Origin of the sequence: Rivularia sp. UHCC 0363 (assembly GCF_034931125.1) — a bacterium.
GTDB lineage: Bacteria > Cyanobacteriota > Cyanobacteriia > Cyanobacteriales > Nostocaceae > Rivularia.
Window position 1 is genome coordinate 24,682 of the sequence record NZ_JAYGHM010000062.1, and the last position, 22,459, is coordinate 47,140.

A 22,459-nucleotide genomic window follows, 5' to 3' on the forward strand; every position below is an offset into this window, starting at 1 on the left:
TAATATCTGTCAAGCCACGGCAATGTATAACAAAAACTAAACTAACAAAAATACTCTTAAAATCCTTGTATGAAGACTATTTAAAAAGAAAGTGAAGAAATAGTAAAGTTTTCGTCAAAGTAAACTCCTCTATTTCTGGCAGAATATAGCATCTTCTAAGAAAAACAGAAAGTGGGATTAAGCAACTATTGACGAACACAATTTATCTTCTAGTTCTAATTCTCGTTCTTGAATAGAGCTAATAGCCTGAGTAATCACATTCCGGCTGCTGACTCCTAAGCTGTGAAGTTGCAGCCATCTTTGAGCTTGATTCCCCTCGCGAAGGATTTTTTGTAACGGTGAAAGGAAACATCCAAAGCCCTGTTGTTTAGCGATCGCTGTTGCACTTTCATAAAGTTCGTTAATCCAATCTCTGGCTGTAATAGTTCTGCCATCAAACCAATGAGTTAGCTGAGCATCTAAGCTGGAGGTTGCACAGGCAATTTCATTTTGGGCTGTAATTGCGATTAATTCTTCGGGAGAGAAGCTACTTTTTACCAGGGGATCGATGTTGGGGTTCTCAATTACTTGCAACAAACGTGCTTCTAAGAAAGCTGAAATTGCTAATAATGCAATGGGATCGGTAACTAAATCGCAAATTCGTAATTCCAGACGATTGAGGTCATAAGGACGGCGATCGCCATTCGGTCGAACCGATGTCCATAAATGTCGCACATTTTGCATTGTCCCAAGTTCTAACTGCTGTTCTACCCAGCTAATATGGTCTGCATGGCTGGCAAATAAAGGCACGGATGTAGGAGTTTGTGGAAAAAGACCCCAGCGGGTGGAGTGGTATCCAGTAGCTTTACCATCTAGAAAGGGAGATGAAGCGCTTAAAGCTAAATATAAAGGTGCTTCTAAACGGATAATCCGACAAGCCCGCATCAGTATTTCGGGGTCGCTGATGCCTACATTAATATGAACGCTGGCTGTAACTACTTTAGTCCCGTAAGTTTGTTCGATATATTCGTGATAAGGACTATCGGGATCTGAACGCAAAAACTTGTCGCTTCCTCCCAGTGACAAAGTACTACCAGGTATCAAAGTATAATCACCTAGTTCTTGAAGATATCTTCTTAACTTCAACCTAGGACATAATAGACCGCACAAAAGCTGTTCGTAGTCAAAAAATGGAGCGGTTATATATTCAACATTGCGGCTATCCGGTTCCCGCATGAATCCATCTAATTCAGATGTAATTTTGTCAGAGAGACCAACGATGTCACCTTGAGGGGTACCAGTATACATCTCAATCTCAAAACCTTTTGATAGCACCACAAAAATTCTCCTCGCTCTCTTTACTTTTAAATTGTATCTAAAGCGACGAAAGGACGCATCAACCTTTGGATAGCTATCGGGAGAAATAGAAATTATAAATAAATTATAAATGATGTCAATTTTACTTAATGAATTTTACTTTCATCGGTAGCTATCCGTAATACAGTTGAAGTTTTATCCTCCCTAAGAAATAATTCGGAAAATAAAATATAGAAGTAATATTAATCAAAAATGCTACAACTCCTAACCTTTAATCTTTTTGTATTGAACGCGGGCTGATTTTATCAGGATTATGTATCAAAATTTCGGTGTAGGCTTATCTATTACTGAGATATGTTAGAAGATAATTCCGAATCTTCCTCTTATAAAGGTCAAGATTTAGCTGGTGGAAACTTCGACCATCAAGACTTGCGTGGTAAAGATTTTACAAATGCAAATCTAGAAGGAGCAACTTTTGTTAGAGCTAACCTCCAAGGAGCAATTTTTGAGAAAGCTTGTCTTAATAGAGCTAATTTCCAAGAAGCTAATCTTCATGGTGCGACACTGAAGTTTGCCGATCTACAAGAAGCTTACTTTTTTGAAGCGGATTTAAGTAAAGCTAATCTTTACAGTTGTAATCTTCGTTCGGTTTCTTTTAGGAGAGCCGATTTACGTGGTGCGGATCTGCGAGAAAGTTTACTTGCAAAAGCTAATTTCAAAAATAGTCATATTAGTAAGGATACTCAACTCGAAAATAAGTGTAAACTAATTTGGGAAGTGGTAAATAAGCCACTCGAAAATCGCGATCTAAGTCAATATGATTTACAGGAAGCAAACTTAATTGAAGCCAATCTGTATAAAGCAAATTTGACTGGAACCGACCTACGGGGAGCTATTTTAAAAGCAGCAAATCTCGAAGCAGCAAATCTTCAAGGAGCTAATCTTCAAGGAGCCGATCTTGAAGGAGCCAATATGTGGGAAGCTGTAATGGAAAACACCAATCTCCAGCAAGCTAATCTTAGAAATGCGAACCTTTGCGGTGTGAATTTTCGTAATGCTGCATTAGAAGGAGTTAATTTCAAAAATAGTCAAATGAGTGTGGAAACTCAACTCAATGAAAAATGGAAATTAGTTTGGGAGTTGGTAAATAGGACAGTTGAAGGTCGAGATTTAAGTCAATTTGATTTGCAACAAGCTAACTTAAGTGAAGCTCACCTCCAAAAAGCCAATTTGAAAGAAGCTAATTTGCAGGGGGCTATTTTAAAGCAAGCTAACTTACAACAAGCAAACCTTTGGGGAGCGAAATTACAGGGAGCCAACTTTGAAAAAGCTAATTTGGAAGGAGTCGATTTCAAAGAAGCCGAATTTCAAAAACAAGCGGATTTACAATATAGCAATCTCCAAAAAGCCGATCTATTAGAAGTTACTTTGGAGGAAGCTAATCTCCAAGGAGCTAATCTCCAAGGAGCATATCTAAAAGTAGCCAATCTGCAAAGAGCCAACTTAACAGGTGCAAATTTACAGCACGCTTATTTACGTGGTGCTAGACTACAGCAAGCTAATTTTCAGGAAGCCAATCTTGAAGCTGCGACTTTCCAAGAAGCAGATCTTAAAGGAGCTAACTTTGAAAAAGCCAACCTGAAAGGAACTATTTTTATCGCGGCAGATTTAAGGGAGTTAACTGTATTTGGAGAAGTTATAGTCACAAACTTTAAAGAAGCTAACTTAGAAAAAGCTGACCTAAGTTGCGCGAAACTTCAAAGAGCTAATCTACAAAAAGCTAATCTTCGCAAAGCTAATCTCAAAGCAGCAAATTTAGAAGCAGCAGACCTCCGATACAGTCATCTTGATGAAGCTGACCTTTTAGACGCTAATCTCAAAGTCGCTTTTCTTAGGGAAGCCAGTCTTTATAGAGCCGATTTGCATCGAGCTAATTTACAAGTAGCAGACCTTTACAGAGCGAACCTGCAATCAGCGAAGTTAGTGGGAGCTAATTTACAAAAAGCCGATTTACAAAAAGCTAATTTAAAATTAGCAGACCTAACATCCGCAAATCTACAGTTTGCCGACCTTTACAGAGCTAACTTGGAAGCAGCTAACCTTGAGGAAACTGACTTGCAAAATGCCCATCTTGAAGGAGCAATCCTTTATAGAGCTAATCTCAAAGGAACCAAATTCAAAGATGCGAACTTGGATATAGCAGACCTGTCACAAAGCAAAAATTTTACTGAAGAACAAATTCAGGAAGCTAAGAATTGGGAAAGAGTCAGAAGAGACAATTATCAATGAACAGTAGTAATAAGTACTAACGCCTGCATTATTTATATAATTACTCGTGAATTATATAAACCTTCCCTATTCCCTCCCCAGACGAAATGTTTAATTTATTTTGCACGAGTACTTAATTGATAATTGAACTACTCCATTTTTTGTAGCTTAGCAACTCTGGGGTCGATGATTTTTTGACCTAAACCTGGGAATTTGATAGCTACAGAAACTTTGTTTCCCGCACCAAAAATATGAGTTATTTCACCTGCTCCAAATGATTTATGCATTACCCGATCGCCAACTTGCCAATTAAATGCGGTTACTGTATCGTTATTTTTATTCTCAAAGCCATTATCGTAAGTAGCTGAAGTCCGACCGCCATTATTTGTATAAGTAACACTACGAGGTGACTGAGTAGCTAATAGCTCCTTGGGCAACTCGTCGAGGAACTGCGATCGCACTGCGGGTTCGCGGGTTCCATACAGTCTGCGTTCTCGTGCGTGGGACAAAAATAATCTTTCTTGAGCGCGAGTAATACCGACGTAGCATAAACGACGTTCTTCTTCTAAAGCGGCTGGGTCGTCCATAGAACGATAGTTGGGAAATAATCCTTGCTCTAATCCGACTAAAAAGACTACGGGAAATTCCAATCCTTTAGAAGAATGCAGCGTCATTAAAGATACCGCCGTTTGCCCTTCTTTAACGTTATCTAAATCGGAACTCAAAGCAGTACTAGCAAGAAATCCGGCAAGGGAAGCGTCTTGTTCAGCTTCTTCTTCATATTGACGCACTGCGTTATAAAGTTCCCCAACGTTGCGGATTCGGTCTTCTGCTTCGTCGTTTCCTTGGTTTTGCAAGTCTTGGACGTAACCGGATTCATCTAAAACAGCTTGTAAAACCTCCGATGCGGTAATATTTTCAGCTTCTTGCTGCAAGCGTCCAATCATTTTGGCAAAGTTATTTACCGATTTTGACGAACGTCCTGCTAAAGTATTAACTGATGTCTCATCACTAAGTATTTCCCACAAACTTATACCCAATTCTTGAGCGGCATTTGTTAAGTTGTCGATAGTAGCTTTACCAATACCGCGTCGGGGTGTATTAATTACCCTTAATAAACTTAAAGTATCTGCGGGGTTAGCGATCGCTCTTAAATAACCCAAAACATCTTTAATTTCTTTGCGATCGTAAAATTTCAATCCCCCAACTACGGTATAAGGGATGCTATTCCGGACTAAAATATCTTCAAACGGACGAGATTGAGCGTTAGTCCGATAAAGAATCGCAAAACTTCCCCAGTTTAAATTGGGATTGTCTTTCTCCAAAGCACAAATTTTCTTAATGACAAAATCAGCTTCAGCTACTTCGTCATCTGCTTTAAAATAGTAAATCTGTTCGCCTTGACCCCGCGTCGCTTTGAGTACTTTATCAATCCGCTGGGTATTATTTTCAATTAAATAGTTTGCCGCTTCAAGAATGTTTTCGCAGGAACGATAGTTTTCTTCTAATTTAACCATCGAACGGGTATCATCATCTTCCAAACCATCACCAAAGTCTTGCTGAAAGTCGAGCAGAATAGTGAAGTCAGCCATTCTAAAAGAATAGATTGACTGGTCTGCATCGCCGACTACAAACACAGAACGGTTTTGCCAATTCCACTGGCTTCTATTCTCCCCGTAGGTAGATAGTAAGCTAATCAATTGGTATTGAGTACGGTTTGTATCCTGATATTCATCTACCAAAATATGGCGGAATTTATTGTGCCAATAACCCAAAATCTGTTCATTTTGCTGAAACAATCTTACCGGAACTAAAATTAAATCGTCAAAATCCAGAGCGTTGTTTTCTGCTAATTTATCTTGATAGCAATTATAAACTTCTGCAATTACTCTTCCTTTATAATTTGGTTCTTCCTTTTCATATTCTTGCGGCGACAAACCTTGATTTTTGGCATTACTAATGGTGTAGCGAACGGAACGGGGATTAAATTTTTTATCGCTGAGATTTAACTGTTTGGTAACAATTTCTTTAACCAAACTTTGAGCGTCAGATTCATCAAAAATCGAAAAATTACGTTTCCAAGTGCGTCCTTTCTCATCTTGGTATTTATCAATATCTAAACGCAAAATCCGAGAAAGTAAACTATGAAAAGTACCGCACCACAAATCCTTGATAATATGTTTATAAACTTTCGATTTTAGCTTTACCTGATTGTATTCTGTTAATAAATCGTAACGTTCGCCAAACTCCGTCATTGCCATTTGTTCGGCAAATAGTTTTTGAATACGTTCTTTCATCTCCCGTGCGGCTTTGTTAGTGAAAGTAACCGCTAAGATATTTTCCGGATTAACTTTATGTTCGGTAATTAAGTTAGCAATGCGGTAGGTCAACGCTCGTGTTTTACCAGAACCCGCGCCAGCAACAACTAGCAAGGGACCGCAAAAATGTTCGACAGCGCGACGTTGATGGGGGTTGAGGTGACTTAAAGAGTCGGTGGTTGTTGTCATGAGCGTGAGGAGTAAGCGGGATTAAAATACAGACCGTCTTCATGCAGCAATATACTTTTTTTATATCAATACAGCGGTCTTATATTGTTAACGTTACAATATTACTGAGATTTAACTAATTAAATTTGTTGCTTGCGGGTAGAAAATCTGTTTTAAATTGTAGTTATAAACAGCCAGGATATTTATTAGTATAAGAGTTTATCGCAGTTTTATTTTAAGCACTTACAAGACTTAGCTATTTTATTTTTACTTTTGGATACTTTTGTTCAGGAATGGCCGCAATTGTCACAAGACTGAGGGAACGGTGCGTGACACATAAACCTTATTATTGCGTTAGAAATCAAGCGAAGTGTCACAGCACCCTACGACCAAAATATGCCAGTTGCGGCCATTCCTATTGTTTTAAAATTATGATTAAAATAACAGCAAGTGAGAAAGAGAAATTTATGTAATTCTCAGTTCGCATTTGCTGTTTTTAAGATTGAATTTAATTAATTCTCGTTCAATTCGGAAACTAATTATTGTTTTACGCGCTTATTCTGTATCAAGTCTTGTTTTTTACAAGAAGGACAAACTACGACTTACTAAATTCCATGACAGTCAAGGAATTTCCCGTGTGAATGACTTTTTCTGGTTTAAACCCGCTGGCTTCAAACAATTCCTTGTATTCTTGTTCTGTACGCCAGTAACCCCCCGGATTAGTGATCATCATTTGAACTGCTGCAAGAGCCGGGACAGTCCCATCTGAATACTCTACCGGCGCACCCAGAGGTGGTACCAATGTTTGGAGAAGCAACACTTTGCCATGTTTCGGTAAAGCCTCTCTACACTTAGTAAGTAACGAAATCGTGTCTTCAACGTTGAATACAGAAAGGAAATACTTCATTACAATCGCATCTGCACCTTTTGGTATTTCTTCCAAGGCATTTCCAGCAATAACTTGCACTGCATCTGCGTCGATTCCCTGTGTGGCTAGAAAAGCCGCAGATGCCTCAACTTCATTTGGCAAGTCAAATAATATACCTTTGCAGCCGAATCTTTTAACAATATGAGCAATTAATGTCCCTTGATTGCCTCCAACGTCCATAACTGTATCAAATTGACTAAAGTCATAAGCTTCAAATAACGATTCAATCGCCGTATTTGTCAAAAAGCTCATAGCATTTTTAAACAAAGCTTTACTATCTGCATTTTCCGTCATAAAGGAATTGTAGAAATTTTGACCATGCGCTATCTCAAAAGCGACTTCCCCAGTTTTCAAGGAATTCTCTAGTTCCCTCCAAGCATTCCACATACTCGGTTCTGTAATATGCATTAAGAAATGACCCAGAGAAGGTTCTTTATTCGTAACAAGGTGTTCTGAGAGATCTGTTGCTGCAAACACACGTCCGGGTTTTTCCAGAAATACCCCTAAATGAGCTAGAGCGCGGAGAACGACATAGAGGTTTTCTGCTTTCGTACAAGTCTTTTGTGCTAAGGTTTCTACATTCATTGGTTCTGAATGTAATAGGTTAGGTATGCCTAATTTTGTGACTACGTAAAGACACTGACTTTGCCAGTAGCCATAAATTCCTTGAGCAAGTTTATTAATAGAAGCAGACGCAGTTCCCAACATAATTTTAGTTCTCCATGCGAACAATTTTTATTTTCGAGCTATTTCTTACCTATTGTTTCGATGTCATAGGTGATGATTTTGCCGATTACGGCAGTTTTAAGATACATAAACCACAGCATAGACACTTATTTATAAATAAGTCCAGATGTGGTTAAATTTCTACTAAAATCCTGTAATTTACATTTTTGAATTAAATTTTTATATTGCGAACATTGCACATATTTCCGAAAGCGGTAATAATTTTGTAGAGTTATTGAAAATTTAATATTTTGCGGGCAATCAGTAGGTTCTTGATCGATAAAATCTTCCCTTGTATAAATTGAAATACTACAGCATTTGTCAATTCAGTGTTTCTCAATTATTTTGCTTCTACGTCTGTCATTTTTGTGTAATTACAACGCTTATTATTATGCCATAAAGATTCATTCGTAATTAACAAAGTTTTTCAAGCTTGAGTAATCAATTGAAACTGCGACAAACGCAGATCTGCTATAACTTTAGATTTAGCATCTTTAGCTCTGAAATATAATTATTGTTCGCCAATGGTTGGTAACTCAATTGTAAAAGTAGAACCTACTCCAGATTCACTTTGAACGTGAATTTCACCACCCATCATTTGACAAAAATGCCGAGTAATTGCCAATCCTAAGCCTGTTCCACCATACTTTTTAGTAGTAGAAGCATCGCCTTGGGTAAATGGTTGAAATAGCTGTTTTAGTTGAGCTTCGGACATTCCAATGCCGCTATCCTTGACGATAAAAGTAATGATTTCACGGGGAACATCTGCTACAAAATCTTTTTGCCGTTCGATCTTCAGCATTACTTTACCATTTGTAGTGAATTTTGCAGCATTGCTTAACAAATTTAATAAGACTTGTCGTACCCTTGTTTGGTCGGCGTACATCGTGCCGAGTTCTCTATCACAATCAATTTCTAATAAGCTGCCGTTTTTCTCTATGGTTGGTTTGATGGTGGAAACGAGATTATTTATTAGTGAGATTACCTCAAATGTCTCCGGATAAAGAGTCATTTTCCCGGCTTCAATTTTGGATAAGTCGAGGATGTCGTTAATTAGTTCTAGTAAATGTTTACCTGCTGTATTAATTGTTTCTAGGTCAATCGCAAAGTCTCCCGTTACACCCAAATCAACAGCATCTTCTTGCAAAAGTTGACTCAAACCAATTATGGCATTCAAAGGTGTACGTAATTCGTGGCTAACGTTTGCCAAGAACTGACTTTTTGCTTTACTGGCAGCTTCTGCTAATTCTTTCGCTTTTTCTAATTCGTTCGTTCTTTGTGATACTCGTTCGATCAACCTATTCAGTGATTTTGCTAGTAGTCCGATTTCATCTTCGGTTGTAACTGGAGCGCGTAAATTGAAATTAGATTTTAGAGCTACTTGTTCGGCTACTTTAGTTACAACAACCACTGGTTCGGCTATAGCGCGGGAAGTTCGCCAAGCTACCACAACGGCGATCGCTACTGAAAGCAGCATACTCGCGATCGCGATCGTTCTTTCGATTCCTTTGGAAAATTCTAAGTTGTTTGCTCTTTGAGACTCTTGATCTTCGGCACTTTGAAGAATATTATTTAATCGTGAATCTAATTGTTCTAATTGGATAGCTGTTTGAGAGCGTGTCAATTGGAGCAACTGTTGTTGAACGCTTAGCTGTTGGGCGTAAGGTTGTTTTAACTGTTCTAAAATGGAGTTTAGCTGTTGGGTGTAAGATTCCAAATTAATCTCGTAATCGCTCAATAATGCCTGAAGAGTGGCTTCAGTGGCCGCTAATTTAGCCGGTTTATCGTTAATAAATTTGGAAATTTTAAATTCTATATCGTTAACCGTATCGATACTTTTAACAAAATCAGCTTTCTTCCGAGACAACTCTTCTGGTTCTTCTACCAACGCAGCCAAACTATAACTATGCAATTTTGCTTGGACTAAGGCATTTTTATAATCTGCCAGCATTTGCGTTTGATATTGAGCGTGTTTAAATCGTCTGATTTCTCGCCCGCTATAGTAGTTGGCAATTACAAACCCAACAAACGAACCAAAAAAACCAATCCCAATCGCTACAAAATATCCGCAGCCAATTTTTTGATGAATACGTCTAGAACTAGCTTTAAGTTTTCCGCTTGAAGGAAATTCTAAAGTAGGCAGTTCATCATTTGAGGACACATCTTCTGACACTTCTTTAGTTTCTGAACTGCTGTTACCTGCGGTTGGCTTGTGAGTTTGCATTCCTCAAATCTCCTTACCATCCCGCCATAATTTATACATTAGTTAGGGCGGTGAAATTAAATCGGTATATTAATCAATACTTATTATCATCTTTTATAACAGTTACAAAAGCCTAATCGCTAGATACTTTGCACGAGCTTTATAGGAGTCAAATAATTAAGTGTCAAAACTTAACACATTTTTGTTCCCATCAGCGGTCTGTTTTATTAGTTTTGCTTTCGTTGTAAAGATGTGATATTGTCAACCGCGAACTCAGTGACGATAAAAAAATCCATCGGAATCGATCCAACATAGTATTAAATACAATAACAAAAAAAAGTGAGGAATTACAAATCTTAAGTTTGCTCCTCACTTACTGTCTAAGCTTAATTTTGATTACTTTTTTCGATCGCAAGACAGCTACCCGTTCATGAAAAACGGGGCAATCTTTATTTACGAAAGACTTAAAACTTTAGTCGAATTTGGGATTGCTACCGAATTCAATTCCGCTATCTCTTGTTTTAAAATCTGAGCTTTATCAGTATTTTCCCAGGGTAACTCTAAATCAATCCGTCCAAAATGACCGTAAGCCGCGATGTCCTGGTAAAAACGTCCGCCTCGTTCACTTGGTAATTTACGTAAATTGAATGCCTGAATAATACCTGCCGGACGCAGTTCAAAATGCTTCTGAACTAATTCCAACAAAGTTTGCTCGTCAACTTTACCTGTACCAAAGGTTTCGATCATGATGCTCACGGGTCTTGCGACACCAATGGCATAACTCAATTGCACTTCACATTTTTCTGCCAAACCAGCAGCAACAATGTTTTTCGCTACATAGCGACAAGCATAAGCGGCGCTGCGGTCTACCTTTGTGGGGTCTTTTCCGGAAAAAGCTCCGCCACCATGTCTAGAATAACCGCCGTAGGTATCGACAATAATTTTGCGTCCGGTAAGACCTGAATCTCCTTGAGGTCCACCAATCACAAATTTACCGGTGGGGTTAACTAAAAAGCGGGTTTGTTCATCCGGCTTAATGTCAATGTCACCAAATACAGCTTCAACTACGCTATACCACAAATCTTGTTTGATTTTTGCCTGCACTGCTGCTTCATCAGTAATATCACCAATAGTAGGCGCGTGCTGGGTAGAAATCAGGATGGTATCAATACCTACAGGTTTTCCGTCTTCGTAGACGATACTTACCTGAGTTTTGCCATCAGGACGTAGATAAGGCAATTCACCAGTTTTGCGAACTGCTGCGAGTTGGCGAGCAATACGGTGAGCAAGACTGATCGGCAAGGGCATCAATTCGGGAGTTTCGTTACAAGCGAAGCCAAACATGATACCTTGGTCGCCAGCCCCAATTTTGTCAAATTGTTCTTCGCTAGATTCTTCACGGCTTTCCTGAGCAGTATTAACCCCTTGAGCAATATCTGCTGATTGTTCGTCCAGAGCTACCAAAATAGAAGCGCTATTGGAACAGAAACCATTGACAGCATCGGTATAGCCAATTTCAGCTATTTTCTTTCTAGCGAGATTCATGTAATTAATGTTGGCTTTACTGGTTATTTCGCCAGTAATCAACACTAAACCAGTATTAACCACAACTTCCGCAGCGACGCGGCTTGTAGGGTCTTTTTCGAGCAAAGCATCCAAAATGGCATCAGAAATCTGGTCGCAGATTTTATCTGGATGACCTTCGGTCACTGACTCGGAGGTAAATAGATAGCGACGAGTCAAATTAAATTCCTCCCTTTTAGAGTATTTAGACTTAATTAACGCAAGCATTTGATTAAGTCACCTAACCTGCAATCATAGCAATATTCTTGCAGCTAATAATGAGTATTATATTAACTTTTTAAATTTAGATAGTTATCGTAACTATCTTGAAAATATCTATTTTTTTTGCTAATTAGCTTAATTGCCACAATTTATTTTTATTAAAAAAGGGACACCACATAGATGTCCCAGCAAAATAATTATGGTTTTCAAAAATGAAAAAAAACTTTTAAAGGAATAACGATTAAACTTCAATAGCCATTTTCGCTTCTTTCTTCGTTAAACGTTCGTAAGCAGCACGCATTTTCAAACCAGTCAATACTTGGAATAAGCCCGTTCCGTTATTGGAACCAGGATATTCACGGTGCTGAAGTAGCAAATGAGTCATCTCTCCTTGATATTTGGTAGATGTGTTACTCAAATGCGTCTCAATATAAATGACTTCATCAAGGTTATCAAATTGACCATCAACTTCCAATACGGAGACATAGCGACCGTAGTATACATCCGAACCATAGTACATTTGCATACCGGGGTAAGAACAAGTTAGCTTGCGTCCGCAAGGAGTCCACTGAATTGTTGAACCTTGATCAAACAAATAAGCTGGTTCAAAACCTTCTTTATCTTCACGCTGTAGCATCCGTACTCTAAGTACTTTGCGCTCTTTATCTTCTTTAATTAGATTGGTTGGCAATACCTGAAGAACCACATCGGCAAATTCTCTTTGCGGTTCAATATAGTTCTGGAAATCAGGCTTGCGAGAATTAATGGCAGCCAAAACATCTTCGTAATTGTGACCTCTTTCTGCCATATCGCGCTGGATTTTCCAAGCGATTTTCACTTCATCACCGATATCTAAATATACGCTGAAATCAAGCAAAGAACGCACCCGCTCATCATATAGAGGATGCAATCCTTCTATGACAACAATATGATTTGACTCTATCCTTTCAGGGGGATCTAGTTCGCCGGTTTCATGATTGTATATAGGTTTATCAATCGCTTGACCTTCTTTGAGAGCTTTCATTTGCTCGTACATCAAGTCAAAATTATTTGCTCTTGGATCTAGCGCTGTTATACCTGTTTGCTTACGCTGCTTGCGGTCTAAACTATGGTAGTCATCTAAACAGATAACCGTCATAAATTCTTCACCAAACAAATCGATTAAGCGACGTAAAAACGTAGATTTACCGCATCCCGAGTCTCCAGCAACTCCAATCATTACAATGCGATCCGGCTTCTGAGTCATAAATCCCCTCTAATTAGTTTCTAAAGATGACTAAATCAATATTTTTTTTACACAGATTTATTCCAGGTCAGGGTTTCTTTATCGGTCGCCCTGCATTCTTCCCGCACAGCAATAAAATACGATCGCAAACGGGTAAATATAGATCTTACTACTTGATCCCCGCTTTGTTAATCGAGATTTGTTGCTGTAAGTATTTAGTCCTAGCAATATTTGGAATTGTAACAGAATGGAGGTATCATATACAAGTTTTACCCTTGGGAAATAGCCTTCTGAGGGCTATCTATAATCACAAATATTTACTTACTGATTAAAAAAAATATTACAATTAATTACTTGATAAATTTTTGTTGTTATTTACACATTTTATATCGTAATTTCCGAACTTTTCGATCTAAAAATAAGCGTGTCAATGTTTGATTCGTAAATGCTACAGCCCCTATTAGTAAAATGTTATCAAATCAATCGTAAAACCACAAATAATGTATACTAAACTACATAATTGCCTTTTGAAAAGATCGTGGAGAAAAAAATAGGTGTTAATCGGTTTTTTATGGAGTTTTGACAGCCCCAATCAAGATGAATATTAACCAATATTCAGGTTGACAGATGTTTCACATCACGTAACACTTATTATAAGTTGCTTGTATCACATTTAATTGCCGATAAAATATAGCTGCAATATTGGATCGCGATCGGTAATACCTTTTGCGAATAGAAATTGTAGTTTAAACGTTCTTATAAATTTAGTTAAGAACAGTTTTGCCATCAGCGAGTACCGAGAAACATGAATAGCATTATTTAAATCAGTGGAAGAAGTCTTGCTAAGGAGGAAAGTATTTTCCTTGTGCGAATTATTATCAATATTATTGATAGACCCCGGCGGTGATGGTTTACCGAACCCTGGTAAATGCAAGCTATCTTCCGTTTAAGGAGGTCACATTTGACAAAAAAAACATTAAATTGATTCATTATTAACATTCTGCAAAGAACTTATCATTTACCTTAGAAGGTGAACAGGTGTGTCTTTAACTAACCCCGCGCTAACTAAGGTGAGTTCGAGCAGTAAGACTGATGGCTATATTTATGCCATTTTCCCAGATCATAATGGCATACCGAAATTCGGTAGCTAAAGCCGTGGTGATTTTGGGAAAGACTTTTTTGGAAAGGGTTAAGTAATCAATCGGAGTGATAGAGAAAATGTATTATCAAGGTGCTGTTGAAAGTACTGCTAACACCTTGGCAGGTAGCCGAGTTTTTTTATATGAAGTAGTGGGTTTACGTCAGAGCGAAGAAACTGATAAAACAAACTACCCAATTCGTCAAAGTGGCAGTGTATTCATCAGAGTGCCTTACAGCCGCATGAATCAAGAAATGCGGCGTATCTCTCGTCTAGGCGGCAAAATTGTCAGCATTCAATCGATGGGTGCTTTGGAGCAGCTTAACGGTAATGTTGCTTCAGATGGAGCCAACGGTGCTAGCAATCAAGGGAATGTTAAAGCCACATCTGTTGCAAGTAATGCAGCCGATAAGTTTAGCAAGAAGGATAAAAAAGGCGACACCATGACTGAAGCGAAAGCCAAGAAGAAGGACGTTCCCGTTAATATCTACCGTCCCAAAGATCCATATGTTGGTAAATGTCTATCTAATGATGAATTGGTTGGTGAAGGCGGAATTGGTACCGTGCGACACTTAAAATTCGACATTTCCGGCGGAGACTTACGTTATCTTGAAGGTCAAAGTATCGGTATTGTTCCACCGGGAGTAGACAAGAATGGTAAGCCTGAGAAACTCAGACTGTACTCCATCGCTTCAACTCAACATGGTGATGATATAGATGATAAAACCGTATCGTTGTGCGTTCGCCAATTGGAATATAAGCACCCGGAAACAGGTGAAACAGTTTACGGTGTATGCTCAACTTTCCTGACTGGTCTTGAGGTAGGAGCAGATGTTAACATCACCGGCCCAGTAGGTAAGGAGATGTTGTTACCCGATGACCCAGAAGCAAACATTATTATGATGGGAACCGGAACGGGTATTGCTCCTTTCCGTGCTTATTTGTGGCGGATGTTCAAGGATGAAGAAAGAAAAGTCAATACGGACTATCAGTTTAAAGGTTTTGCTTGGCTGATATTTGGTATTCCTACAACTCCAAACATTCTTTATAAAGAAGAACTTGAAGAAATACAGTCTAAGTATCCCGATAACTTCCGTTTAACTTGCGCTATCAGCCGCGAACAAAAAAATAAAGAAGGCGGCAGAATGTACATCCAGCACCGTTGCGAGGAGTACGCTGATGAATTATGGAAAATGGTTAAGGACGAAAAAACCTATACCTACATTTGCGGTTTGAAGGGTATGGAAGACGGTATTGATGCCGCGCTTGCTGCTGCTGCTGCTAAAGAAGGTGTCGAGTGGAGCGATTACCAAAAGCAACTCAAAAAAGCACACCGTTGGAACGTAGAAACTTATTAATAGAAGTTGTTAGTCATCGGACAAAATTGACTGCTGGCTTTTGACAAAGCATGATTAGGTAGGGTATATTGCCCTACCTATATTATTTAGTGGAGTTGGGTGATTCGATTTTAGATTTTAGATTTTGGATTGTCCTTTTCTTGAAATAAAATGCTTGCAAATTTTAGATGTGAAATTAAGATTATAAGATTTGGCAGTTTTAGATTATCCTCTGCTTGAAAGCCAAGGGCTTTTTTTTACTTAAAATTCAAAATCCAAAATTAAGAGGGTGTAAATAAGGTGGCTTTTAAACTGGGAATCCTGGGATTAGGTACCGTTGGATGCGGTACGGTGCAATTATTACTAGATAGCGATGGTCGTCATCCTTTATTAGAAGAAATTGAAATATACCGCGTTGGAGTGCGATCGCTAGATAAGCCTCGTGAGGTAACACTGCCGCGAGGAATTATCACTACAGATTTAGATTCGATTGTCAACGACCCAAAGATAGATATCATCGTAGAAGTGATGGGGGGATTGGAACCAGCCAGAGAACTGATGCTCAAAGCCATCCGTAACGGTAAACACGTTGTCACTGCGAATAAAGCAGCTATTTCCCGCTTTGGTGAAGAGTTATATACAGCTGCTAATCAAGCAGGAGTATATGTAATGCTTGAAGCATCCGTGGGTGGTGGTATTCCGGTAATTCAACCCTTAAAGCAATCTTTGAGCGTTAACCGGATTCAAGCAGTTACTGGTATTATTAACGGTACGACTAACTACATTTTGACGCGGATGCAGAATGAAGGTAGTAGTTTTGACTCAGTATTAGCTGATGCACAAAAATTGGGTTATGCAGAAGCAGACCCGACTGCTGATGTTGAAGGTTTAGACGCTGCCGATAAAATAGCAATCTTGGCATCCATCGCTTTTGATGGGGGCATCAAGAGAGAAGATGTTTATTGTGAAGGTATTAGGCAGGTAAGCAAGACTGACATTAGCTATGCCCAAAACTTGGGTTTTGTAATTAAGCTTTTGGCGATCGCTAAGAAAGTCGATAGACTATCCCTTAGTGTGAGAGTTCATCCGACTTTAGTACCCTTGGGACATCCTTTAGCAAGTATTAATGGCGTTAATAATGCAATTCTTGTAGAAGGTGAACCCATTGGACAAGTAATGTTTTTCGGACCTGGTGCTGGTGCTGGTGCCACAGCCTCCGCCGTATCATCAGATATTTTGAATCTTGTTTCTCATCTTATAAGTTTACCTGAATCAAAGCTGGATTCAAAATATAAAATTTCTCATTTAGATCCACTATTAGCTAGTTTTCATCAACAATATTGTCAGTTAGCTCCTAGTGAAGAACTTGTAACTAGATTTTATGCGCGTTTCCTGACAAAAGACCAGCCAGGAGTAATCGGTAAATTAGGTACTTGCTTCGGTAAATGTGGAGTCAGCTTGGAATCAGTTGTCCAAACTGGTTTTCAAGAAAAGTTAGCCGAAATTGTAGTCGTGACTCATGATGTTACTGAAGGTAATTTTCACAAAGCTTTAGATGAAATTCGCAACCTTGAAGCAGTTGATAGTATTCCTAGTTTGTTGCGAGTGCTTAATTAAGTTAGGAGTTAGGAATTAAAAATAATTTACCTCCTTTACACCGTTGCTAGCCCTATTCCCCATTCCCTATTCCCTATTCCTAAAAAAATAATAATTGTCTTGAAAAAACTAGTTAATAGGGATAGTCTATGGCTTAATTTTGTTAGATGCTATTTCTAATACCAACAAGGTAATTATCGCAATGACTAATAAGTCCCCATTTGAACCTCAGTCATCTTCAGACAATGACTTGGGATTTGACGATTTTATAGGTATATTTGTTGCCTTTTTAACTATCGGTACAATTCTTTTTTGGTCGTTTTCCCGAAAAGAGTCTAACTGGGACTTTGGCAATTTATTGTCAAAATCTCCCGTCGCTAACAATGCCCAATCTAATACAGATGATTTGACTAAGTTATTGTTACCTTCTCCCGAACCGAACAATACTCTTAAATCTCGTCAACCCGTAACTGAAACTCAACCAGCCCCAAATAATCCAATTTTATTAGAAAGAGAAACAGTCGATCGGTCAATACCGCCCTTTTTAGTAGCACCACCCGCAAGACAATTACCACCCGATTTAAATCAGGTAATACCCGGTATCCAATCTTCTAACGATACATCTAGTATTGTTGTACAAGCCGAAGCTACTAATACACCAACCCCAACACTAACACCTAGTGTTGAAGCCAGAGCGACAAAATTACCGACAATTCCGCCACCCATTGCTTTTACAGATGTACCTGCTGATTTCTGGGCCAATCGTTTCATCAACCAACTTTCATCACGAAAAGTTATCGAAGGCTATCCAGATTTCACCTATAGACCGCAACAGCCGGTAAACCGTGCCGAATTTGCTTCTATAGTCGGAAAAGCATTTCAAACTGACATTAGTAACAACCAAAAAGTATTTAAAGATATACCGTCCAAATTTTGGGCAGAACCAGCGATTAAACAAGCTGTCGGCACCAAATTCATGACTGGTTATCCCGATAACTCTTTTAAGCCAGGACAGAAGATTCCCCGAGTGCAAGTTATAGTATCCCTTGTTAGCGGACTTAACTTAAAAACTCCTGCTTCCCCAGATCGAGTTTTGAGCGTTTATAAAGATGCCGACCAAATTCCTCAATGGGCAAGGGAGAAAGTCGCAATTGCTACGGCAAACAATCTTGTTGTCAATCATCCAGACCCTAATTTATTTAACCCGAATCAAGAAGCCACCCGTGCGGAAGTGTCAGCAATGGTTCACCAAGCCTTAGTTAAAACAGGTAAATTGCCATCTATTAAATCAAATTATGTGGTAGGTCAGCAGTAATAACACTTAAATTAAAAGCGGACAAGTATTAATTATGATACTTGTTCGCTTTTGTGTATAGTTATTAAAAATGCTCTTTAGTATTAAGCTTTCAAATAGCTTATTACTTGTTTTTAAGCATCTTTGCCTACTACTTGTGATTTAAGTGTTGTTATTTCACTAGTTAGCTCATTGCGAGTAGAGGCTTTGAGCAGGTAACGGTAAATAAACCAGGCAGAATAGCCAATACCAATCAATTCAAAGCTCGGAGCTACTAAAGGAATATCATTCAATGCATCCAAGATAGCTAGCACCACTCTAACCGCGACTAATGCACCTAAAGCTATACCAACATAAATCAATGGCTGCTTATATTTATTGAAGAAGGTTCCCGCGTAATCTGGCAATGTTCCTAAAAAACCAGAAAGTTGCTCTCCGTATTTTAGCCATTGCTCTTGAGACTGCGTGGAAGGCTGTATTTTAGTTATAGTTCCAGTAGGATTGTTCATTTCTGGGACTTTTGCCTCTGAAGTTTTAGTTTCCACGATTTCTGGTTCTTGCATTGGGGCTTCCATGATGGTAGGACTTGTTTTGATTCTTCTAGGGACTGCTACAACTATTATGTTGTTTAGATGGGTAGGAATTTCCACTTTTTTGAGCAAAGTTAGAAAAGCGTAATTCCAGCCTCGTCTTTTAACCGCTGCATCAACTGCAAGGTTGAAAGTCAGCCTTTAGCAGTTATCAGCTAGAAGCGAGCAGGGCTAATTATTTCTAGCACTTTGGAGTTAGTTCTCAATTAAAGGAACTATAATTCCGCAGACACAATTGTATCCTGCACTTGCAAGTTGCTAATAATCATAAGAAAATTTCGGTAGTTTGGAAAGCCAGTCTTTTTAAAGCTGGGAGGAAAAACGCCGCGTGCGGTTAAAACCGCAGTGGCATTTTTCCGTTGGGTGATAGCCATTTAAGTACAGATTATGCAAAAATCTGCTTAATTTTTAATTTTTATCAAATTTTAGTATAGAGGTATTCTGAATTAAAAAATATATAAATTGTTATAGCTTATTAATCAAAGCAGTAATTCCCAATCATTAATAACTCCGACTTCTAAAAGAATTACGCTAGAAATCGGAGAATTATGAATTATTATTTTTTATCTGGTAGTCTCATAGCTAAGTCTACAAGCAAAATTAGTTACCTTAGCTATGATTTTCTACAATTTCATTACTTAACTACTTTGAGAAATCCCCAAGCTACCGAATCTAGTCCCAATCTGGAATATTTGCATCTTCCCCACCAACGCCAATTCCTGTATAAAATATTTCAGCATTGGTTATATTGATATCCTCCATTGATGCTTCGTACACGTTGGAATCGTAAATTCGAGCGCTGGTTAAGTCAGCATTATTCATATTCGCTTGCTTGAAATTGACATTTGTTAAGAAAGCTGAATCTAGTTTAGCGTCCTTTAAGTTTGCCCGAGTCAAGTCAGCACCTTCAAGATTCGCGTGTTCGAGGTTTGCTCCCTGAAGATTCGCACCTCTCAAATCGGCACCTATTAAATGCGAACCGCGTAGATTTGCTCCTGACAAGTCGCAAGCAACGCATTCACCAGTTTTAAGCAGCTTTTGTAAGTGCTGCGGATTTTCAGCTTTAATAGAGCTAGCGAAAAAGAGGGGAGCCACTAGAGTTAAAGCAGCCACAAGTTTCTTAATCATAAAATTTCCCCTTTTGCAATCAAATATCTTCCGTTCATTTCCTCACACCTATATTATCTCACTAATTCGCCGGAGTATAAGGATTAACGACAAAGCTTCACAGTGATAATCGTTTTCATCTCAAATAATAGGCGAGGTCATGATTTACTTTAATTAACATCATCAGGGTTTCTGGCTATTTCGGAATTGATAAAATCTTATTTTTATAATGTAAACTTTTGTCAGCATTAACGTATACTGAGTATATTTATAATCTTTTGTATAGTATTTTTACTTACTTAAAAGTTTAAAATTTAGAAATATAGAGAGAATACAGGAACTAGATTTAACAATATGTATCTTGTTTGTACCTATATTCTCCAAACGCTCTATGAAAAAAATTAAGTAGAGATAATTGGATGAAATTAATCGGTTAAAAACTCTCGCATATACTGATTTACTAACTGCGGCTGTTCTTGCTGTACCCAGTGGCTACAGTTGGGAATATATTTAATTTGGAAGTCTTTAACATAGGCTTCGGTACCGTAAGTTAATTCTTTCCCTAATGCGGTGTCTTCTTCTCCCCAAATCATCAAAGTTGGAACTTCGAGAATGCTCCAATTTTGATTGAACATTGTGGAACCTAAAAGATTCCGGTAATAATTGATCATTGCGCTTAAAGCTCCACGCTTAGCAGCAGCATCTTTATAAGCATCAATATCTTCTTTACTGAAAGCACTTTTATTAATTGCCATACCTTTAAAAGCATTTTCAATAAACTGATAGTCTTGGGATTGGAGAAATAATTCCGGAATTACAGGTAGTTGGAAAAAGAACATATACCAGCTACGCAGTAATTGCTGAGGAGTTCGTAAACCTTGAGAAAATTTTGCGAAATGGGGACAGTTCATAATAATTAGTCGCTCTACCATTTCTGGGTGAGCGTAAGCAAAATTCCAAGCAATTCCTCCTCCCCAATCGTGTCCTACCAGTACGCACTTTTCATATCCCAATCCGCGTATAATACCTTCGACATCTCTAACTAATTCACTCATCTTATAAGCAGACTGGGATGCAGGTTTTTCGCTATCGTTGTAACCTCGTAAATCTGGTGCAACTACTTTAAAATCTTTAGCAAATTCTGGAATTTGATGTCTCCACGAGTACCAAAATTCTGGGAACCCGTGAAGCATTAACATCAAAGGACCGCTTCCTTGGGTTACGTAGTGCAGGTTTACTCCGTTTGTGGTGATGCATTCGTGTTGCCAAGAATCTTCCATCGTATTTAGTTGAGATTATTTTGAGATTATCTGCTTATCTTACTGTGAGAGGGAGACAAAGGGATTGGTCAAAATAAAAGCAGGATGAAATTTTAGGTAAACCTTTTTTCAGAATTATTAGGACTGACGCAAAAATAACTTAATTAGGTCATTACAAGCGATCGCAACGCAATCCCATTAAACTCTGTGTTCGCGTAGCGTGTCCGATTAGACTTGTATCCGATTAGACTTATAAAGGAATATGGCAACTTACCGAAAGTGGAATGCTATGCAGGAAAATTGAACCAAGTATTTATGAACATCCTTGTTAACGCAATTGATGTTCTAAAGGATATATTGGGCTGTGAAGGACATATTGACTCTTAAAAATGCATTTCTACTCCTGGTAAGGGAATAGAGTAAATCATCGAAATTCCAATTAAACTTCAAAGCTTTTATCGTAAGCAATGGCTACAACCTCAGAAATTACAGACTGTTAATAAAGTATTAGTTTAATATATTTTAGATTATTCTTTTTACAAAACTCATTTTCCAGCTTTATCATACTTTAAACTTTTTCAAAATAAATCAACTTTGTTAATAAACATAAAAAACTGCTTCCGATTAATCTTAATTTTTACTTATAACATGAATGATTTTAATTAGAAAGATAAGTCCTGAAGATATCCAGCAGTTTTTTTTATGGCGAGATGCAGATATTTATATTCGTAATGTACTGCGAAGAGAGGTTATGGAACATGAAGAAGAAAAGCGCGTTATTTTCATAGCTTTAGCTAATTCAACTATTGTAGGAACCGTACAGCTTGTTCCTCAACATGAGGACATTGAATTGGCAGACGGAAACTCTACTGCTTACTTACAATCGCTCTTGGTTGATAAGAATTACAGAAGACAGGGAATCGGTTGTAGTCTTATTCAAGCAGTTGAATTGGAAGCAAAAAAACGTAGTTTTCAACGTTTAACTATTATGGTTGAGTTAGAAAACTCGGCAGCTTTAAAACTTTATCAAAAGATGGAGTTTTGCTTTTTTAAAAATTCAAATAATATGTGGCGAGGCACTCAATATTCTGTTAGTTGTTTAGAGAAAAGCTTAGTTTGAATAATATTCTTTCAATTATTGACAGCAAAAAACGCCTCCTGATCGCTCGGAAGGCGTTTTTATGATGTAGAGACGTAACACATTACGTCTCCTATATTTAA

General features: G+C 38.2%; 14 protein-coding genes. 5 read left to right on the top strand and 9 right to left on the bottom strand.

Annotation, left to right across the window (positions count from 1 at the left end; genetic code table 11):
* Nucleotides 1-177: 177 nt before the first annotated feature.
* Entirely contained in the window at nt 178-1,317 is a 1,140-nt protein-coding gene (gshA, locus tag VB797_RS26995) for a glutamate--cysteine ligase (RefSeq protein WP_323240851.1), read from the bottom strand.
* A 333-nt stretch (nt 1,318-1,650) separates the two neighbouring features.
* On the opposite strand from gshA, the gene VB797_RS27000 reads away from it, so the two are divergent.
* Nucleotides 1,651-3,585, top strand: coding sequence for a pentapeptide repeat-containing protein (locus VB797_RS27000; protein WP_323240852.1), 1,935 nt, complete (start codon nt 1,651-1,653; stop codon nt 3,583-3,585).
* A gap of 128 nt (nt 3,586-3,713) precedes the next feature.
* Here the strand turns inward: VB797_RS27000 and pcrA are convergent, their stop codons facing one another.
* The 5 genes from pcrA to VB797_RS27025 all read right to left on the bottom strand — a co-directional run bounded on the left by pcrA (nt 3,714) and on the right by VB797_RS27025 (nt 12,938).
* Entirely contained in the window at nt 3,714-6,071 is a 2,358-nt protein-coding gene (pcrA, locus tag VB797_RS27005) for a DNA helicase PcrA (protein ID WP_323240853.1), read from the bottom strand.
* Nucleotides 6,072-6,645: 574 nt separating this feature from the next.
* Nucleotides 6,646-7,686: a methyltransferase gene (locus VB797_RS27010; RefSeq protein ID WP_323240854.1), complete on the bottom strand. Its 1,041-nt coding sequence runs from the start codon at nt 7,684-7,686 to the stop codon at nt 6,646-6,648.
* Between the two features lie 529 nt (nt 7,687-8,215).
* Nucleotides 8,216-9,928, bottom strand: a complete 1,713-nt coding sequence (locus VB797_RS27015; RefSeq protein WP_323240855.1) for a sensor histidine kinase — start codon at nt 9,926-9,928, stop codon at nt 8,216-8,218.
* A gap of 432 nt (nt 9,929-10,360) precedes the next feature.
* Complete coding sequence (gene metK, locus VB797_RS27020) at nt 10,361-11,650, bottom strand: methionine adenosyltransferase (protein WP_323240856.1); 1,290 nt, start codon at nt 11,648-11,650, stop codon at nt 10,361-10,363.
* Between the two features lie 283 nt (nt 11,651-11,933).
* Nucleotides 11,934-12,938, bottom strand: coding sequence for a phosphoribulokinase (locus tag VB797_RS27025; RefSeq protein ID WP_323240857.1), 1,005 nt, complete (start codon nt 12,936-12,938; stop codon nt 11,934-11,936).
* A 1,197-nt stretch (nt 12,939-14,135) separates the two neighbouring features.
* Here VB797_RS27025 and petH point away from each other — a divergent pair.
* The 3 genes from petH (at nt 14,136) to VB797_RS27040 (ending at nt 18,303) form a co-directional block, all read left to right on the top strand.
* Nucleotides 14,136-15,413 carry a ferredoxin--NADP reductase gene (gene petH, locus VB797_RS27030; RefSeq protein ID WP_323240858.1) on the top strand — a complete coding sequence of 426 codons (1,278 nt, stop codon included), beginning with the start codon at nt 14,136-14,138 and terminating at the stop codon, nt 15,411-15,413.
* 279 nt (nt 15,414-15,692) lie between these two features.
* Complete coding sequence (locus VB797_RS27035; protein ID WP_323240859.1) at nt 15,693-17,009, top strand: homoserine dehydrogenase; 1,317 nt, start codon at nt 15,693-15,695, stop codon at nt 17,007-17,009.
* Nucleotides 17,010-17,190: 181 nt separating this feature from the next.
* Nucleotides 17,191-18,303 carry an S-layer homology domain-containing protein gene (locus VB797_RS27040; protein WP_323240860.1) on the top strand — a complete coding sequence of 371 codons (1,113 nt, stop codon included), beginning with the start codon at nt 17,191-17,193 and terminating at the stop codon, nt 18,301-18,303.
* 113 nt (nt 18,304-18,416) lie between these two features.
* Here the strand turns inward: VB797_RS27040 and VB797_RS27045 are convergent, their stop codons facing one another.
* The 3 genes from VB797_RS27045 to VB797_RS27055 all read right to left on the bottom strand — a co-directional run bounded on the left by VB797_RS27045 (nt 18,417) and on the right by VB797_RS27055 (nt 21,259).
* Nucleotides 18,417-18,857 (bottom strand): CAAD domain-containing protein, encoded by a 441-nt coding sequence (locus VB797_RS27045; protein WP_323240864.1) that lies wholly within the window; start codon nt 18,855-18,857, stop codon nt 18,417-18,419.
* A 687-nt stretch (nt 18,858-19,544) separates the two neighbouring features.
* On the bottom strand, nt 19,545-20,000 hold the full coding sequence (locus VB797_RS27050) for a pentapeptide repeat-containing protein (RefSeq protein ID WP_323240861.1): 456 nt from the start codon (nt 19,998-20,000) through the stop codon (nt 19,545-19,547).
* 404 nt (nt 20,001-20,404) lie between these two features.
* Nucleotides 20,405-21,259 carry an alpha/beta hydrolase gene (locus VB797_RS27055; RefSeq protein WP_323240862.1) on the bottom strand — a complete coding sequence of 285 codons (855 nt, stop codon included), beginning with the start codon at nt 21,257-21,259 and terminating at the stop codon, nt 20,405-20,407.
* A 631-nt stretch (nt 21,260-21,890) separates the two neighbouring features.
* Here VB797_RS27055 and VB797_RS27060 point away from each other — a divergent pair.
* Nucleotides 21,891-22,358, top strand: a complete 468-nt coding sequence (locus VB797_RS27060) for a GNAT family N-acetyltransferase (RefSeq protein ID WP_323240863.1) — start codon at nt 21,891-21,893, stop codon at nt 22,356-22,358.
* The last annotated feature ends 101 nt before the right edge of the window (nt 22,359-22,459 follow it).

Coding starts and splice junctions, on each gene's coding strand:
- VB797_RS27010 (WP_323240854.1), bottom strand. CDS start 7,686: ATGTTGGGAACTGCGTCTGCTTCTATTAATAAACTTGCTCAAGGAATT.
- VB797_RS27040 (WP_323240860.1), top strand. CDS start 17,191: ATGACTAATAAGTCCCCATTTGAACCTCAGTCATCTTCAGACAATGAC.
- VB797_RS27060 (WP_323240863.1), top strand. CDS start 21,891: ATGATTTTAATTAGAAAGATAAGTCCTGAAGATATCCAGCAGTTTTTT.
- VB797_RS27015 (WP_323240855.1), bottom strand. CDS start 9,928: ATGCAAACTCACAAGCCAACCGCAGGTAACAGCAGTTCAGAAACTAAA.
- VB797_RS27000 (WP_323240852.1), top strand. CDS start 1,651: ATGTTAGAAGATAATTCCGAATCTTCCTCTTATAAAGGTCAAGATTTA.
- VB797_RS27045 (WP_323240864.1), bottom strand. CDS start 18,857: ATGGAAGCCCCAATGCAAGAACCAGAAATCGTGGAAACTAAAACTTCA.
- VB797_RS27050 (WP_323240861.1), bottom strand. CDS start 20,000: ATGATTAAGAAACTTGTGGCTGCTTTAACTCTAGTGGCTCCCCTCTTT.
- pcrA (WP_323240853.1), bottom strand. CDS start 6,071: ATGACAACAACCACCGACTCTTTAAGTCACCTCAACCCCCATCAACGT.
- petH (WP_323240858.1), top strand. CDS start 14,136: ATGTATTATCAAGGTGCTGTTGAAAGTACTGCTAACACCTTGGCAGGT.
- VB797_RS27055 (WP_323240862.1), bottom strand. CDS start 21,259: ATGGAAGATTCTTGGCAACACGAATGCATCACCACAAACGGAGTAAAC.
- VB797_RS27025 (WP_323240857.1), bottom strand. CDS start 12,938: ATGACTCAGAAGCCGGATCGCATTGTAATGATTGGAGTTGCTGGAGAC.